Origin of the sequence: Flexivirga caeni (assembly GCF_003724155.1) — a bacterium.
GTDB classification, from domain to species: domain Bacteria; phylum Actinomycetota; class Actinomycetes; order Actinomycetales; family Dermatophilaceae; genus Flexivirga; species Flexivirga caeni.
Map to the genome: position 1 here is coordinate 337,699 of NZ_RJJQ01000002.1, position 15,967 is coordinate 353,665.

The following is a 15,967-nucleotide window of genomic DNA, read 5'->3' on the forward strand; positions in this document are numbered from 1 at the left end:
GCGTCGGCGGCATGGATCTGGGCATCAACCTCGGTTACTGGGGCACCACGGGCACCGATGACCTCGAGGCGATGAAGGAACTCACTCGCGCGGCGGATCAGGCCGGCTACCGGGTCGCCTGGCTCGCCGAGGCGTACGGCTCGGATGTGCCGTCGCTGGCGGCATACCTGAGCGCGTTCACCACCAACCTGGAGTGGGGGAGCGCGGTCTTCCAGATCCCGGCGCGGACACCGGCGATGACCGCGATGACGGCCGCGACCCTGGACAAGATCACCGGCGGACGCTTCCGGCTCGGGCTCGGGGTGTCCGGACCACAGGTGAGCGAGGGCTGGCACGGTGTGCGCTTCGACGACCCGCTCGGGCGCACCCGTGAGTATGTCGACGTCATCCGCCTGGCTTTCGGTCGCAAGAACGTCGAATACCACGGCACACACTTCGAATTGCCGCTTCCGGACGGCCCCGGCAAGGCGCTGCGGCTGCTGCTGCTCCCCGAACGCACGCAGGTGCCGATCTATCTCGCGGCCATCGGGCCGAAGAACATGGAGCTCACCGGCGAGATCGCCGACGGCTGGCTGGGCATCTTCGTCAGCCCCGAGCACCTGCCGGCGCAACTCGAGCAGTTGCGCGCGGGGCGCCGCGCGGCCGGCCACCCGGACGGCTCGCTGGCCGGCTTCGACATCGCGGCCAGCGCCGGGCTGAGCATCGCGGACGACCTGGACACGGCAGCGGACCGGTTGCGGGACAACGCCGCCCTGTATGTCGGCGGCATGGGGTCGCGGAAGCAGAACTTCTACAACGCGCTCGCCCGCCGGATGGGCTTCGCGGATGCCGCGCAAGAGGTGCAGGACCTCTACCTGGACCGTAAGCACCGCGACGCCGCGGCGGCCGTACCGCGCGATTTCATCGATCAGACGGCGCTGATCGGGCCGCGCGAGCACCTGGCCGAGCGGCTGCACGCGTATGCCGACGCCGGTGTCACCACCCTCAACGTCTCGCCGGCCGGGGACAACCTCGCCGAGCGGATCGCCGCGCTGCACACTCTCGCCGACGTGATGGACGACGAAGGGCTGCGCTGACCGCGATGGCAACGGTCCTGCTGCTACGCCACGGACGTACCACGTCCAACGCCTCCGGCATACTCGCCGGGTGGACGCCGGGCATCGGGCTCGACGAGACCGGGCGCGTGCAGGCCGCTGAGGCGCGAAAACGGTTGGAACAGTTGCCGATTGTCCGCATCGTGAGCAGTCCGCTGCAGCGCTGTCAGGAGACAGCGGCGGCCGTCGCGGAGGGGCTTGCCGGCCTGGCCGTCGACACCGACGAACGCCTCGGCGAGTGCCGGTATGGCGCCTGGACCGGTCGCACACTGAGCGAGCTGACCACGGACAAGCTGTGGCGCACGGTGCAGGACCACCCGTCGGCTGCGACCTTTCCACCGTCACCGGACTTCGAGCACGAGTCCTTGGCGGCCATGTCCGCCCGCGCCGTGTCCGCGGTCCGCGCCCTGGACGCCGAGGTCGACGCGGCACACGGCCCGAACGCTCTGTGGGTCGCGGTCTCCCACGGGGACGTGCTCAAGGCGGTGCTCGCCGACGCGCTCGGCAGCCACCTCGACCAGTTCCAGCGCATCGTCGTCGGCCCAGCCTCGATCAGCGTCGTGCGCTACACCGCGCGCCGGCCGTTCGTGCTGCGGGTCAACGACTCGACCGGGGAGTTGACCGACCTGGTGACCGCACCCGAGGCATCCGGTCCGTCCGGCGACGCGACGCCCGGGGGCGAGACCGGCACCGGAACCGATGCCGCGGACGCGGATTAGGCTCGGACGCATGCCGACCATCGAATTCGACCACCCGGACCGGTTCATTGCCGGCACCGTCGGCCCGCCCGGGTCGCGCACCTTCTTCCTGCAGGCGGTGCAGGGGCGGCGGGTCGTGTCCGTGTCGCTGGAGAAGGAGCAGGTCGCGGTGCTCGCCGAGCGCGTCAATGACCTGCTCGACGAGCTGGCAGTCGAGCAGGACCTGCCGGTGGCGGACGAGGACAATGACCCGCTGAGCCAGCCCATCGAGGACGAGTTCCGGGTGAGCACGCTCAGCCTCGCCTGGGAGCCGGAGCGCGGGCTCCTGATCATCGAAGCGCACGACCGCCAGGTCGAACTGGAGCCCACCGACGACGGTCAGGAACTACGCGAAGTCCCCGACCCCGACGCCCAGCTGATGCGGGTGCGGCTCGACGCGGCGCAGGCCCGCGAGTTCGCCCGGCGCGGGCTGGCCGCGGTCGCCGACGGTCGCCCGTCCTGCCCTTTCTGCGGCGGCCCCCTCGATCCCGACGGCCACATCTGCCCTCGTGCCAACGGCTATCGACGCTGAGCGGCTGCAGCGGCTGCTCACCGACGGACCGCTGGAGGTGGAGGGCCGGCTGGTCGAGGCCTCCAACTACGTGCTGCGCGTGTGGATCGACGCGGAAGATGGCCGGATCTGCGCCGTTTACAAGCCGGTTCGCGGCGAGCGTCCGCTGTGGGACTTCCCCCAGGGATCGCTGGCCGCGCGCGAGTTCGCTGCCTACCTGGTCTCCCGCGCAGGCGGCTGGGAGTGCGTGCCGGTCACCGCATTGCGCCCGGACGGACCGTTTGGGGCGGGTTCGGTGCAGCAGTGGGTCGGTCCGCTGGACCCGGTCGACGACAACGGACTGCTGCGCATCGACCCGGTGCATGCGGTGCCCGTGGACTACCTGCCGGTGCTCGGTGTCACCGACGAGCATGACGAGCCGCTGGTCGTGTCGCACGCCGCACGGGAGCAACTGCGCGAGATCGCCCTCTTGGACGTCGTGGTGAACAACGCCGACCGCAAGGGGTCGGCGATGATCGTCGACGGCTCGCGGCTGTATGCCGTGGACCACGGACTCACCCTCCATGCGGAGGAGAAGTTGCGCACTGTGCTGTGGGGTTTCGCGGGGCGCGAGCTCTCGGCCGCGGAAATCACCCGGCTGACGCAGCTGCGGCACGCGGTCGACGGAGTGCTCGGGGCGCAACTGCGTGGGGTCATACAGGACGAGGAGGTGGCGGCTCTCGCCGACCGCATCGACGACCTGCTCGCGGCCGGGCGGATGCCCGCGCCGCCCGACGACCGGCATCCGCTGCCCTGGCCGCTGTGGTGACCCCTCTAAGCTGACGCGCGTGACAATCGCATCGTGGGCCGCGCCGAATCTGCCTGGTCTGCAAGGAAAAGGCCACCAGCTCTCGCTCCGGGACATACACACCCACCAGTCGCGGCCGGTGCACGCGGGCGAGATCGCCACGATCTATGCCTGCGGCATCACCCCGTACGACGCGACGCATCTCGGGCACGCCGCGACCTACATCACCCTGGACCTCGCCAGCCGGGTGCTGCGCGACGCCGGTCACCAGGTGCGCTACGTGCAGAACGTCACCGACATCGACGACCCGCTGCTGGAGCGCGCGGCGCGTGACGGCGTCGACTGGCGGGAACTCGCGACTAGCGAGATCGGCCTGTTCCACACCGACATGGCGGCATTGCGGGTCCTGCCGCCGGACCATTACGTCAGCGTCGTCGAGTCGATGCCCCGGCAGGTAGCGACCATCCAGGGGCTGGTGCGCAAGGGCGTGACCTACCGGGTGCCGACGCCGGACGCGGCCAACCCGGGCGACGAGGACGTCTACCTCGACCTGTCCACGCAGCCCACGTTCGGCTCGGAGAGCGGCTGGTCCCGTGAGCAGATGCTGGAGGTGTTCGCCGACCGTGGCGGCGACCCGGACCGCGTCGGCAAGCGGGACGCTCTCGACCCGCTGCTCTGGCGTGTCGAGCGGGCGGGCGAACCGGCCTGGGAGGCAGGCACGTTGGGCCGTGGCCGGCCGGGCTGGCACGTCGAGTGCACCACGATTGCGCTGGACTTCCTCGGCATGGGCTTCGACCTGCAGGGCGGTGGCACCGACCTGATCTTCCCGCACCACGAGATGTCGGCGGTGCAGGCGGTCGCGCTGACCGACGACCCGCCGTTCGCGCACAACTACGTGCACCAGGCGATGGTCGGGTATGACGGCGAGAAGATGAGCAAGTCCAAGGGCAACCTGGTGCGGGTCTCCGAGTTGCGCGCCCGCGGGGTGGACCCGATGGCGATCCGCCTGGTGCTGCTCGCGCAGCACTACCGGACACCGTGGGAGTACACCGAGGACCTGCTGACGGCCGCGCTCGACCGCTGGGACAGGTGGCGTGAAGCGCTGGCCGGCCGCGGCGACGACGGTGCGGACGAGCTGATCGACGGGGTCCGTGCCGCTCTGGCGGACGACCTCGACAGTGCTGCCGCTCTCCAGCTGGTCGATGGGTGGGCAGCCGGCGCCCCCGACGGTACTGCCAGCCCGCGGGTCGCGGACGCGCTCGACGCGCTGCTTGGCATACGCGCCTGAGGCCCTACTCGTCGGTCTCCCGGCGCCGGAGATACTTCTCGAACTCGCGAGCGATCGCATCGCCGCTGGCTTCCGGAAGCTCGGTTGTGTCCTGCGTCTGCTCCAGGGAGTGGACGTAGTCGGCGACCTCGTCGTCGGACGCGGCCAGCTCATCGACGCCGTGTTCCCAGGCGCGCGCCTGCTCCTGCAGGTCGGCGTGGCCGATCAGGGCGTCGAAGAGCTCCTCCAGCCGCGTGAGCAGCGCGAGCGTCGCCTTGGGTGACGGGCTGGCACCGGCGTAGTGGGGCACCGCGGCCCAGCAGGACAGGGTCGGAAGCCCGGCCTGGTGTGCGGCGTCGGTGAACACGCCGACGATGCCGGTCGGTCCCTCGTAGCGATTGGCCTCCACGTCATACCGCTGGCGGGTCTCGTCGTGTTCCGACGTCACCGTCACCGGAATCGGGCGGGTGTGCGGCACGTCGGCGAGCAGCCCGCCGAGCGTGATGATCATCCCGACCTCGCAGTCGGCGGCGAAGTCCATGAGTTCGGCGGTGAACGCGCGCCACCGCATCGACGGTTCGATGCCTTGCACGAGGATCACGTCGCGGTCCAGCGGGGTGTCCTGCGCGATGAAGATCCGCGTCGTCGGCCAGACGATCTCGCGTGGCCCGGTCTCACTGGTGATGCGCGGGCGATTGACCTGGTAGTCGTAGTAGATCTCCGGGTCGAGTTCGGCGACCAGCTGCGCGTTCCACGTCCCGATCAAGTGGCTGATCGTCGCGGACGCGGTTTCGCCGGCGTCGTTCCACCCCTCGAACGCGGCAATCATGATCGGGTCGCGCAACAGGGGCACGTCCTCGAGTTCGATCACCGGTTTCTCCTCGTCAGTCGCTCGATGATGCACTGCCCAGCTTAAGCAGTGCCCGCCGGGGCGGCGGACCATTTCGCGGCCCCGCTAGAATCGGGCGCGTTCTGCGCAAACTTCCCTGAAGGGGCCCACAGTGAGCAGCCGCTCCGACCTTGCGCGTGTGACTCCGTCGACACGCGACCGTTCCCTGGTTCGACCAGACGCCACCGAGGCACTGACCGCCGCAATGACCCGGCAGGTGCTCCTGCTGGACGGGTCGATGGGCGTGTTCATCCAGCGGCACAAGCTGAGCGAAGCGGAATTCCGCAGCGACCGCTTTGCCGACTGGCCGCAGGACGTCAAAGGCAACAACGACCTGCTGTCGCTGACCAGACCGGACGTCATCAGCGCCATCCACAATGCCTACCTTGCAGCCGGCTCGGATATCATCGAGACGAATACCTTCAGCGCACAGCGTATTTCGATGGCCGACTACGGCATGGAGGAGCTCAGCTACGAGCTCAACTACGAGTCGGCGAAGCTGGCCAGGGCGGCCTGCGATGCGGTTGCGACGCCCGAGCGTCCGAGGTATGTCGCGGGCGCTCTCGGGCCGACCAACCGCACTGCGTCCATCTCTCCGGACGTCAACGACCCGGGCGCACGCAATGTGTCGTTCGAAGAGCTGGTGGCGGCATACCAGGAGCAGGCTGCGGGTCTCGTCGACGGCGGCAGCGATCTGCTGCTCGTCGAGACGATCTTCGACACTCTCAACGCCAAGGCGGCGATCTTCGCTCTCGAAACGCTTTTCGAGGAGCGGGAACGGCGCTGGCCGGTCTTCATCTCCGGCACCATCACTGATGCGTCCGGACGCACGCTGTCGGGTCAGCTCACCGAGGCGTTCTGGAACAGCATCCGGCACGCGAAACCGCTTGCGGTCGGCTTCAACTGCGCCCTCGGTGCCGCCGACATGCGCCAGTATGCCGCCGAGTTATCACGGCTCGCAGACTGTTTCACCTTCTGCTACCCGAACGCCGGCCTGCCCAACGCCTTCGGCGAATACGACCAGACACCCGAGGACATGGCGGCCGTGCTCGGCCGTTTCGCGACCGACGGTCTGGTCAACGTTCTGGGCGGATGTTGCGGCACCACCCCGGAGCACATCGAACAGATCGGCGCCCAGCTCACCGGCGTGCCGCCGCGTGTCCCGGCCACCCCCGAGCCGGCCCTGCGGCTATCGGGCCTGGAGCCGCTGAACATCACCGCCGAGTCGCTGTTCGTCAACGTCGGCGAACGCACCAACATCACCGGCTCGGCCCGGTTCCGCAAACTGATCAAGGAGGGCGACTTCGCAACCGCGCTGAACGTCGCCCGCCAGCAGGTGGAGGCCGGCGCGCAGGTCATCGACGTCAACATGGATGAAGGGATGATCGACGGCGTGGCGGCCATGGACCGCTTCTGCAAGCTGATCGCGTCCGAGCCCGACATCTGCACCGTCCCGCTGATGATCGACTCCTCCAAGTGGGAGGTCATCGAAGCCGGATTGCGTTGTGTGCAGGGCAAGTCCATCGTCAACTCGATCTCGATGAAGGAGGGCGTCGACGCGTTCGTCGAACGGGCGCGCCTCTGCCGCAAGTATGGCGCGGCCGTCGTGGTCATGGCCTTCGACGAACTCGGCCAGGCCGACACGATCGAGCGGCGCAAGGAGATCTGCCGGACGGCATACAAGATCCTGACCGAGGACGTCGACTTCCCGGCCGAGGACATCATCTTCGACCCGAACATCTTCGCGGTCGCCACCGGCATCGAGGAGCACGCGAACTACGGCGTCGACTTCATCGAGGGGACGCGCTGGATCAAGCAGAACCTGCCGGGAGCACTGGTGTCCGGCGGCGTGTCCAATGTGTCGTTCAGCTTCCGCGGCAACAACCCGGTCCGCGAGGCGATCCACGCGGTCTTCCTCTACCACGCGATCGCCGCCGGCATGGACATGGGCATCGTCAATGCCGGCGCACTCGTCGTCTACGACGAGATCGACCCGCGGCTGCGCGACCGCATCGAAGACGTCATCCTCAACCGCAGGCCGGACGCGACCGAGCGGCTGCTGGAGGTCGCCCAGGAGTTCAACAAGGCAGCCGAGAAGGTTGACGACGGAGTCGCGAACGCGTGGCGCTCCGAGCCAGTGCGCGAGCGGATCACCCATGCCCTGGTGAAAGGCATCGACGAGTTCATCGTCGAGGACACCGAGGAGATGCGCCTGGAGCTGTTTGCACGCGGCGAACGCCCGCTGACCGTCATCGAGGGTCCGCTGATGGACGGCATGGGGGTCGTCGGCGACCTCTTCGGCGCCGGAAAGATGTTCCTGCCGCAGGTCGTGAAATCCGCCCGCGTGATGAAAAAGGCTGTGGCACATCTGATTCCGTTCATCGAGGCGGAGAAGAAGCCCGGCGACGTGCAACGCAGCAACGGCAAGATCGTGATGGCGACCGTGAAGGGCGACGTGCACGACATCGGCAAGAACATCGTGGGCGTGGTGCTGCAGTGCAACAACTACGAGGTCATCGACCTCGGCGTGATGGTGCCGGGTCAGAAGATCCTGGACACCGCGAAGGCCGAGGACGCGGACATGATCGGGCTGTCCGGGCTGATCACCCCCTCCCTGGATGAGATGGTCAACCTGGCCGACGAGATGGAGCGGCAGGGTTTCGCCATACCGCTGCTGATCGGCGGCGCGACAACCTCCCGGGCGCACACCGCCGTCAAGATCACGCCGAAATATCACGGGCCGGTGGTCTGGGTGAAGGACGCGTCGCGGTCGGTGCCGACCGCGGCCGCGTTGTTGTCCGATGAGCGGCGTCCCGCGTTCATGGCCGACGTCAACGCCGACTACGAATCGATCCGCAAGCGGCATGCTGCGAAATCCACTGAGCGGCCTCTGCTTTCGTACGACGACGCGATCGCCGGCCGCACGCCGATCGACTGGACCGACTACCGTCCGCCGCGGCCGCATTTCCTGCTGCAGCAGGCGCGCGACATCGGCAACGACGGCGAGCCCGGTGCAGTGGCGTCATACACGCGAACGTTCACCGACTACCCGCTGGACACGTTGCGCGAGTACATCGACTGGCAGCCGTTCTTCAGCTCCTGGGAGCTGAAGGGCCGCTTCCCCGACATCCTGAACAACCCCGCCAGTGGCGAGGCCGCCCGCAAGCTGTGGGACGACGCGCAGGCGATGATGGACCGGCTGATCGAGCAGCGCTGGCTGCGGGCCAACGCCGTGGTCGGCTTCTTCCCGGCGAACGCGGTCGGCGACGACGTCGAGGTCTACACCGACGAGTCGCGGCGGGAGGTGCGCACCGTGCTGCACCACCTGCGGCAGCAGGGGCATCACCGGGCGGGTGTGCCCAACCGCTCGCTCGCGGACTTCGTCGCGCCGAAGGAGACCGGGCTGGCCGACTACATCGGCGGATTCGCGGTCACGGGTGGTCTGGGCGCGACCGACAAGATCATGGAGTTCAAGGCGGAGCTCGACGACTACAGCGGCATCCTGCTGGAATCTCTTGCCGACCGGCTCGCCGAGGCGTTTGCGGAGAGAATGCACGCGGTGGTGCGCCACGAACTGTGGGGCTACGCGCCGGACGAGAAGCTCACCAACGAGAAGCTGATCGCCGAGGGTTACCGCGGCATCCGCCCGGCGCCCGGCTACCCGGCCTGCCCCGATCACACCGAGAAGCAGGCGCTTTTCGACCTGCTCGACGTCACGAACCAGACCGGCATCGAGTTGACCGAGTCGATGGCGATGTGGCCGGGCGCGGCCGTCAGCGGCTGGTACTTCGCGCACCCCGAGTCGCAGTACTTCGTCGTCGGCCGGCTGGGAAAGGATCAGGTCAGCTCGTATGCCGAGCGCAAGGGCTGGACGCTCCGCGAGGCCGAGCGCTGGCTCGCGCCCAACCTCGGCTACGAACCGGAGGACTGACCCATCAGCGAGCAACTGCCCGCGGCAGTCCTCTGGGACATGGACGGCACTCTCGTCGACACCGAACCGCTCTGGATCGCCGCGGAGAAGGAACTCGTCTCGTCATACGGCGGCACCTGGACCGACGAGATGGCGCACCGGCTCGTGGGCAACTCGCTGATCGTCTCCGGCCAGATCATCCGGGACAACAGCCCGGTGACGTTGGCACCGGAGGAGATCGTCGACTTCCTGCTGGAGCGGGTGGTCGCCGGGATGCGGCTGCACGTGCCGTGGCGCCCGGGTGCCGAGGAACTGCTGAATGCCTGTGTGGCGCAAGGTATTCCGAATGCGCTGGTCACCATGTCCTATGAGGCTTTCGCCGGGGTGCTGATCGAGGCCGTGCCCGAGGGTACGTTCTCGGTCGTCGTCACCGGAGACCGGGTGCGCAAGGGCAAGCCGGATCCGGAGGCCTACAGCACGGCGATCACCCGGCTCGGTGTGACCGCGGCCGACTGCGTCGCGATCGAGGATTCGATCCCGGGCGTCCGGTCCGCGGTCGGTGCGGGCGTGCCGACCATCGCGGTGCCGCACGTGGTGGCCGTCCCGCCAATCGAGGGTGCCGTCCGCGTCGGCACCCTCGTCGGGGTGCAACCGGCCGACCTCACGCGGCTGGTGTCCAGCTGACGCATCGGCACACCTTTGCGTGCCGATGCGCATGCGAGGCCGCTTACCTGTCGCAGTCGACCGCAACGGCGAGCGCAGCGCACACTTCTCGCATCCGGTTGCCCGACAACCGGCCGATGCGGTGAACGAGGATCGTGATCGAGACGCTCTCGACCGAGTCGAGGTTCACCGCACAGGGACGCGGCACCGGGTCGTCGCCAGGTTCGAGGACGACTTCGCTCACCAGTCCGCGGATCGTGGTGGTGCAGGGGGCGACGAGCGCACGGCGATGACGCGGTATGACGGTGTCCCGCGATAGAACGACGACCGGTCGCCGGCCGATCTGGGGCATCTCACACCACCAGACCTCTGCGCGCCCTGGCATCGCGGTCACGATGCTGATGCGGCCCGGCGAAACGAGGCCAGGTCGCCCCACTCGTCCGGCTCGTCGAGCGGATGCTTGTCATAGGCGACGTAACTGGCGTCGATCTCGGCGGCGCGGCGACGTGTCAGCAACGCGGCGAGAGCCTCATCGATCATCGTCGCATCCGTGGTGCCGGTGACCCGGCGGGCCTCGTCGAGGAGGGCGGCGTCCACCGTCGTGCTCAATCGTGCGCGAACCATGCCACAATCATGCCATCACTCGTCGGTCGATGCAGCGGCGCCTGCTCGCGCCGGGTCGAGCGCCAGGCCGAGCGCATCGGGAGGCAGCTGTGGGGGAGTCCCGCCGAACTCCGGACACAGCGCCTGGTGGCTGCACCACTCGCACAGCCGGGACCGGTGCGGCCGCCAGTCGCCGGTGGTCGCGGCGCGTTCGATCGCCTGCCACAGAGCCTTCACCTTGCGCTCGGTCGCTTCGAGATCGGCCACCTCCGGGGTGTAGCGCACGATCTCGCTGTTGCCGAGGTAGACCAGTTGCAGCATCTTCGGCACGACGCCGCGAGTGCGCCACAGCACGAGCGCATAGAACTTCATCTGGAAGAGTGCCTTCGCCTCGAACAGCTCCGAAGGAGACCGCCCGGTCTTGTAGTCGACGACTCGCAGCAGGTTGCCGGGCGCCTCGTCCAACCGGTCGATGTAGCCGCGCAGGGTCAGCCCGTCGACATCCGCCTCGACATACAGCTCCCGCTCGGCCGGCTCCAGCCGGGTCGGGTCCTCCAGGGTGAACCAGCGGCGCACCAGCTCGGCGGCGTCGCGGAACCATGTCTGCCCATCGGTGGCGTCATCGCCGATCAAGGTCGCGAGCTCGGGCTCCTGCTCGACCAGCGCCGCCCACTGCGGCTCGAGCAGCGCGACTGCTGCCTCGACCGTCCGCTCGGGCGCGGGCATGTCGAAGAGCCGCTCCAGCACCGCGTGCACCAGGGTGCCCCGCGCCGCAGCGGCTGATGGTTCCTCCGGCAGCCGGTCGACGACCCGGAAGCGATAGAGCAGCGGGCACTGCATGAAGTCGCCCGCCCGGCTCGGCGAGAGGGCAGCCCGGACCGGCCGCGGCCCGGACCGCTCCCGGTGCGCCGCTGACTCGACCGGTGTCGCCTGCTCCATGCCTGCGACGTTATCCCGTGGCACGGACAAGGCACCCCAGAAGGTGGGAGTGAGCGCACCGTAGGCTGGGCGAATGGCGAATGCGGACCGGCCCGGCTGGCAACTGGGCACGATGCGCGGTGTGCCGATCTACGTCGGGCGCACCTGGCCGGTCATCGCGATCGTCATCATCATGACCTTCGGCCCGCAGGTGCACGATTCCTACCCCGACCTGGGCGCCGGCGCCTATTTCGTGGCGCTGCTCTACACGTTGTTGCTGCTGCTCTCGGTGGTCGCCCACGAGGCCGCGCACGCGCTGGTCGGGCAGTGGCGCGGCTACCAGGTGCGGCGCATCGTGGCCGATCTGTGGGGCGGCCACACGGCATACGACAGCGACGACACATCACCGATGTCGAGCGCGCTCGTCGCCGTCGTCGGTCCCGCTGCGAATGCCGTTCTCGCGGTGCTCGGGTGGTTCGCGCTGCAGGGCATACCCCACGACCGCGAGGTCGCCCGCCTGCTCATCGGCGCGTTCGTCTTCACCAACGCGTTCGTCGCGATCTTCAACCTGCTGCCCGGTATGCCGCTCGACGGCGGTTTCATCCTCGACGCAATCGTCTGGCGAGTCACCGGGTCCCGGTCGGCCGGTCTGGTGGTCGCGGGCTGGTGTGGCCGGGTCATCGCCGTCGCACTGATCGGCTGGAGTGTTGTGCTGCCGCTCGCACGCGGCGACTCCCCGGACACGTTCTACGTGCTGTGGACCGTGCTGATCGCCGGATTCCTGTGGTTCGGCGCGACGAGCGCGATTGCGCGTGCCCGCTCGGGGCGGCTTTTCGCGCGGGTGCGGGTGCGCGAGGTGCTCCGACCGGTGTATGTCGTCTCCGACGGCACGCTCGCCGCAGCGTTGCCGCGCGACGCGGACCTGGTGGTGGTCAATCGGCAGGGTCAGCCGTGGGGGATCATCCCCCGTCAGGAGCTTGATCGTCCGGAGATCGCGCCCGGAGGGCCGATCACCGCCGCGTCGCTGGCGCGGGTGCAGCCGGCCGGATGGGTGACCGAAGTCTCGTCCCTTGACGCCGACGTGACCGGGCTGGTGCGCGCCGTGCAAGCGGTCGGCGCCGCCATCCAAGAAGTGCTCGTCGTGTGCGACGGACGACCGGCCGGCCTCGTGTCGGTCCGGCTGCTCGGCGAGGCGCTTGCGGCAGCCGAGCAGTCCCAGGCCGCACCCGCTTGATCCGCTCGTGCCCTGATGGGGCGGCGCCGGCTACGTAACCTTCGACGGTCGAGGTTTACGTCCCGGTATGACGCCACCGGCGTACGTAACCTTCGACGGTCGAGGTTTACGTCCCGGTAGCACGCGACTCCCGGGGCGTCGTACGAGCCAGCCCTCGGCATACCTATCATTGCCCTTCGTGAACCCGCCCGAACCCACTGGCGCCGCAGCTCGGCGCGGTCCCCTCGCCGACGGCGAACGTGTGCAGCTGACCGACCCGAAAGGCCGCATGCACACGCTGTTGCTGACACCGGGCAAGGAGTTCCACACCCACCGCGGGCATCTGAAACACGATGACCTGATCGGCCTGCCGGACGGCAGCACCATCAGCAACACCGCCGGCACCGAATACCTTGTGCTGCGACCGCTGCTCTCCGATTACGTCATGTCGATGCCGCGCGGCGCCGCGGTCGTCTATCCCAAGGATTCCGGTCAGATTGTGGCGATGGCCGACATCTTCCCGGGCGCGCGGGTCGTGGAGGCGGGGGTCGGTTCCGGGGCGCTATCGATGTCCCTGCTGCGCGCCGTCGGCGATCAGGGGCGCCTGCACTCGATCGAACGGCGGGTCGAGTTCGCCGACATCGCCAAGGGCAACGTCCGCGCGTTCTTCGGCGGCGAGCACCCGGCGTGGACCGTCACCGTCGGCGACTTCGTCGAGGTCCTGCCACACGTAGCGGAGCCCGGCTCGGTCGACCGGGTCGTGCTCGACATGCTGGCGCCCTGGGAGTGCCTGGACGCGGCCGGAGTCGCTCTCTCGCCCGGCGGCGTCTTCATCGCGTATGTCGCGACGGCAACTCAGCTGTCCCGGGTTGCCGAGGCGGTCCGCGCGCACGGCGGCTACACCGAGCCGCAGGCGTGGGAGTCGATCGTGCGTGGCTGGCACCTGGAAGGTCTTGCGGTCCGCCCGGAGCACCGGATGCACGGCCACACCGGCTTCCTCATCTCGACGCGCCGGCTCGCACCGGGAGTGACACCGCCGTTCCGCAAGCGGCGTCCCGCGAAGGGCGCGCATGACCTGCTCGAAACGCCGGACGGCGAAACCGCCACGTTCGAGGTCGGGACCGACACGGAGGATTGGACCCCGGAGAATCTGGGCGAGCGTCCGGTGTCCGAGCGGAAGCTGCGCAAACTGCAACGTTCAGCAGGCGAGCCGCCCACAGCCTGAACAACTTTCCGGGTTAGGGTCGGGTGGCATCGAAGCGCTGCGGCAACCGCGACGCAAAGGAGGCCGACCGTGACCGACCACCCCCACGAGTCTGACGCGCCCAAGATCTCGATCGAGGGCCTGCAACACGAGATCCGGACCCTACGCGAGCGCCTGGCGGTGTCGTCGCGGGCGAATGCCGGCGAACTTCAGCAGCAGGTCCGCCAGCTGCAGGCGTCGGTCGGCACGCTGTCCGCGCAGAACGAGCGTCTCGTGCGCACCCTGAAGGAAGCTCGCGAGCAGATCGTCAACCTCAAGAGCGAGGTCGACCGGCTGGCGCAACCGCCCGCGTCATACGGCATCCTCCTGGAGATCCATGACGACTCGACGGCCGACATCCTGTCGAGCGGGCGCAAGCTGCGCGTCGCAGTCAGCCCGTCGATCGACCCGGCCGACCTCGTCGTCGGTCGCGAGGCGATGCTCAACGAAGCCCTCAACGTGGTGGCCGTCGTCGGTTTCGAGCGGGTCGGCGAACTCGTCCAGGCCAAGGAGTTGCTCGGCGAGGACCGGGTGCTGGTCATCGCGCACGCCGACGAGGAGCGCGTATGCCGCATCGCCGCCGCTTTGGTCGGCACCACCATCCGCGCCGGTGACTCGCTGCTGTGCGACACCCGCAGCGGTTTTGTTTTCGAGCGCATCCCGAAGGCCGAGGTCGCCGACCTGGTCCTGGAGGAAGTGCCCGACATCCACTACGAGGACATCGGTGGCCTGGCCGGGCAGATCGAGCAGATCCGCGACGCGGTCGAGTTGCCCTACCTGCACGCCGACCTCTTCCGCGAACACGCCCTGCGGCCACCCAAGGGGGTGCTGCTTTACGGCCCGCCCGGATGCGGAAAAACGTTGATTGCCAAGGCTGTTGCCGCCAGCCTCGCCCGCAAGGTCGCCGAGAAGACGGGCCGCGATGAGACGGCGTACTTCCTCAACATCAAGGGTCCCGAGCTGCTCAACAAGTATGTCGGCGAGACCGAGCGGCACATCCGGCTGATCTTCCAGCGGGCGCGCGAGAAGTCCTCGGACGGCACACCGGTCGTGGTGTTCTTCGACGAGATGGAGTCGCTCTTCCGCACCCGCGGATCAGGCGTCTCGTCCGACGTGGAGACCACGATCGTGCCGCAGCTGCTGGCCGAGATCGACGGTGTCGAGCAGCTGGAGAACGTCATCGTCATCGGCGCCTCCAACCGGGAGGACATGATCGACCCGGCGATCCTGCGGCCCGGCCGGCTCGACGTGAAGATCAAGATCGAGCGACCCGACGCCGAGAGCGCCCGGGACATCTTCGGCAAGTACCTCGTGCCGGAGCTGCCGCTGCACGCCGACGACCTGGCCGAATACAACAACTCGGCTCAGGAGACGGTTGACGCGATGATCCAGGCGTCGGTCGAGCGCATGTACACCGAGATCGACGAGAACAAGTTCCTGGAGGTCACCTACGCCAGCGGCGACAAGGAGATCCTCTACTTCAAGGACTTCAACTCCGGTGCCATGATCCAGAACATCGTCGACCGGGCCAAGAAAATGGCGATCAAGGACCAGCTCACGACCGGCCAGAAGGGCATCCGCGTCGATCACCTGCTGCGCTCGTGCGTCGATGAGTTCAAGGAGAACGAGGACCTGCCCAACACCACCAATCCGGATGACTGGGCCAGGATCTCGGGCAAGAAGGGCGAGCGGATCGTCTACATCCGCACGCTCATCGACGGCAAGGACGGCGCCGAGCCGGGCCGCTCCATCGACTCGATCAAGGGCACCGGGCAGTACTTGTGAGCCCTCGCGCGCTGGTCGAGTGGGCCGGAGCGCGGGGCGCGACATACGCAGCCCGTCCCGAAGTCTCGACGGTCGCGCTTACGGGACGGGAAATCGCGGGTATGGCGTCCCGAAGTCTCGACGGTCGCGCTTACGGGACGCGAAGTCGCGGGTATGGCGTCCCGAAGTCTCGACGGTCGCGCTTACGGGACGCGAAATCGTGGGTACGGCGTCCCGAAGTCTCGACGGTCGCGCTTACGGGACGGGAAATCGCGGGTATGGCGTCCCGAAGTCTCGACGGTCGCGCTTACGGGACGCGACCTGGGGGGTCGAACACTCGAGCCGGAGGAACGGGAAAGCTCGCGACT

General features: G+C 68.3%; 14 protein-coding genes. 10 read left to right on the plus strand and 4 right to left on the minus strand.

Going from position 1 to position 15,967, the window contains the following annotated elements; all coding sequences use genetic code 11:
* The first annotated feature begins 11 nt into the window (after window positions 1-11).
* Genes EFY87_RS04000 through mshC form a run of 5 tightly spaced genes read left to right on the plus strand, consistent with a single transcriptional unit; the run spans window position 12 to window position 4,417 of the window.
* On the plus strand, window positions 12-1,076 hold the full coding sequence (locus EFY87_RS04000) for an LLM class F420-dependent oxidoreductase (protein WP_123270149.1): 1,065 nt from the start codon (window positions 12-14) through the stop codon (window positions 1,074-1,076).
* A gap of 5 nt (window positions 1,077-1,081) precedes the next feature.
* Window positions 1,082-1,813, plus strand: a complete 732-nt coding sequence (locus EFY87_RS04005) for an MSMEG_4193 family putative phosphomutase (protein ID WP_123270150.1) — start codon at window positions 1,082-1,084, stop codon at window positions 1,811-1,813.
* A 10-nt stretch (window positions 1,814-1,823) separates the two neighbouring features.
* Window positions 1,824-2,363 (plus strand): DUF3090 domain-containing protein, encoded by a 540-nt coding sequence (locus EFY87_RS04010; RefSeq protein WP_123270151.1) that lies wholly within the window; start codon window positions 1,824-1,826, stop codon window positions 2,361-2,363.
* Window positions 2,341-3,150 (plus strand): SCO1664 family protein, encoded by an 810-nt coding sequence (locus tag EFY87_RS04015; RefSeq protein ID WP_220093489.1) that lies wholly within the window; start codon window positions 2,341-2,343, stop codon window positions 3,148-3,150. The genes EFY87_RS04010 and EFY87_RS04015 overlap by 23 nt, the downstream gene beginning before the upstream one ends.
* Window positions 3,151-3,175: 25 nt before the next feature.
* A complete protein-coding gene (gene mshC / locus EFY87_RS04020) occupies window positions 3,176-4,417 on the plus strand; it encodes a cysteine--1-D-myo-inosityl 2-amino-2-deoxy-alpha-D-glucopyranoside ligase (protein WP_123270244.1) in 1,242 nt (413 codons plus the stop codon).
* Between the two features lie 4 nt (window positions 4,418-4,421).
* Here mshC and EFY87_RS04025 read toward each other — a convergent pair whose 3' ends face one another.
* On the minus strand, window positions 4,422-5,267 hold the full coding sequence (locus tag EFY87_RS04025) for a PAC2 family protein (protein WP_123270152.1): 846 nt from the start codon (window positions 5,265-5,267) through the stop codon (window positions 4,422-4,424).
* Window positions 5,268-5,424: 157 nt separating this feature from the next.
* Here EFY87_RS04025 and metH point away from each other — a divergent pair, with 157 nt between their 5' ends.
* Window positions 5,425-9,216, plus strand: coding sequence for a methionine synthase (gene metH / locus EFY87_RS04030; protein ID WP_425459346.1), 3,792 nt, complete (start codon window positions 5,425-5,427; stop codon window positions 9,214-9,216).
* A 15-nt stretch (window positions 9,217-9,231) separates the two neighbouring features.
* On the plus strand, window positions 9,232-9,879 hold the full coding sequence (locus tag EFY87_RS04035) for an HAD family hydrolase (protein ID WP_342769096.1): 648 nt from the start codon (window positions 9,232-9,234) through the stop codon (window positions 9,877-9,879).
* 43 nt (window positions 9,880-9,922) lie between these two features.
* On the opposite strand, the gene EFY87_RS04040 is transcribed toward EFY87_RS04035, so the two are convergent.
* From EFY87_RS04040 to EFY87_RS04050, 3 genes are read right to left on the minus strand one after another with little or no spacing between them, the layout of a single operon-like run.
* A complete protein-coding gene (locus EFY87_RS04040; protein WP_220093490.1) occupies window positions 9,923-10,243 on the minus strand; it encodes a type II toxin-antitoxin system PemK/MazF family toxin in 321 nt (106 codons plus the stop codon).
* 5 nt (window positions 10,244-10,248) lie between these two features.
* Entirely contained in the window at window positions 10,249-10,482 is a 234-nt protein-coding gene (locus EFY87_RS04045; protein WP_123270156.1) for a hypothetical protein, read from the minus strand.
* Between the two features lie 15 nt (window positions 10,483-10,497).
* Entirely contained in the window at window positions 10,498-11,400 is a 903-nt protein-coding gene (locus tag EFY87_RS04050) for a RecB family exonuclease (RefSeq protein WP_123270157.1), read from the minus strand.
* A gap of 73 nt (window positions 11,401-11,473) precedes the next feature.
* Between EFY87_RS04050 and EFY87_RS20220 the strand changes: the two genes are divergently transcribed.
* From EFY87_RS20220 to arc, 3 genes are all read left to right on the plus strand, one after another.
* Window positions 11,474-12,613: a site-2 protease family protein gene (locus EFY87_RS20220; protein WP_158607500.1), complete on the plus strand. Its 1,140-nt coding sequence runs from the start codon at window positions 11,474-11,476 to the stop codon at window positions 12,611-12,613.
* Between the two features lie 178 nt (window positions 12,614-12,791).
* On the plus strand, window positions 12,792-13,817 hold the full coding sequence (locus tag EFY87_RS04060; protein ID WP_245988384.1) for a tRNA (adenine-N1)-methyltransferase: 1,026 nt from the start codon (window positions 12,792-12,794) through the stop codon (window positions 13,815-13,817).
* A gap of 159 nt (window positions 13,818-13,976) precedes the next feature.
* Window positions 13,977-15,620, plus strand: a complete 1,644-nt coding sequence (arc, locus tag EFY87_RS04065; protein WP_425459349.1) for a proteasome ATPase — start codon at window positions 13,977-13,979, stop codon at window positions 15,618-15,620.
* Window positions 15,621-15,967 lie beyond the last annotated feature (347 nt).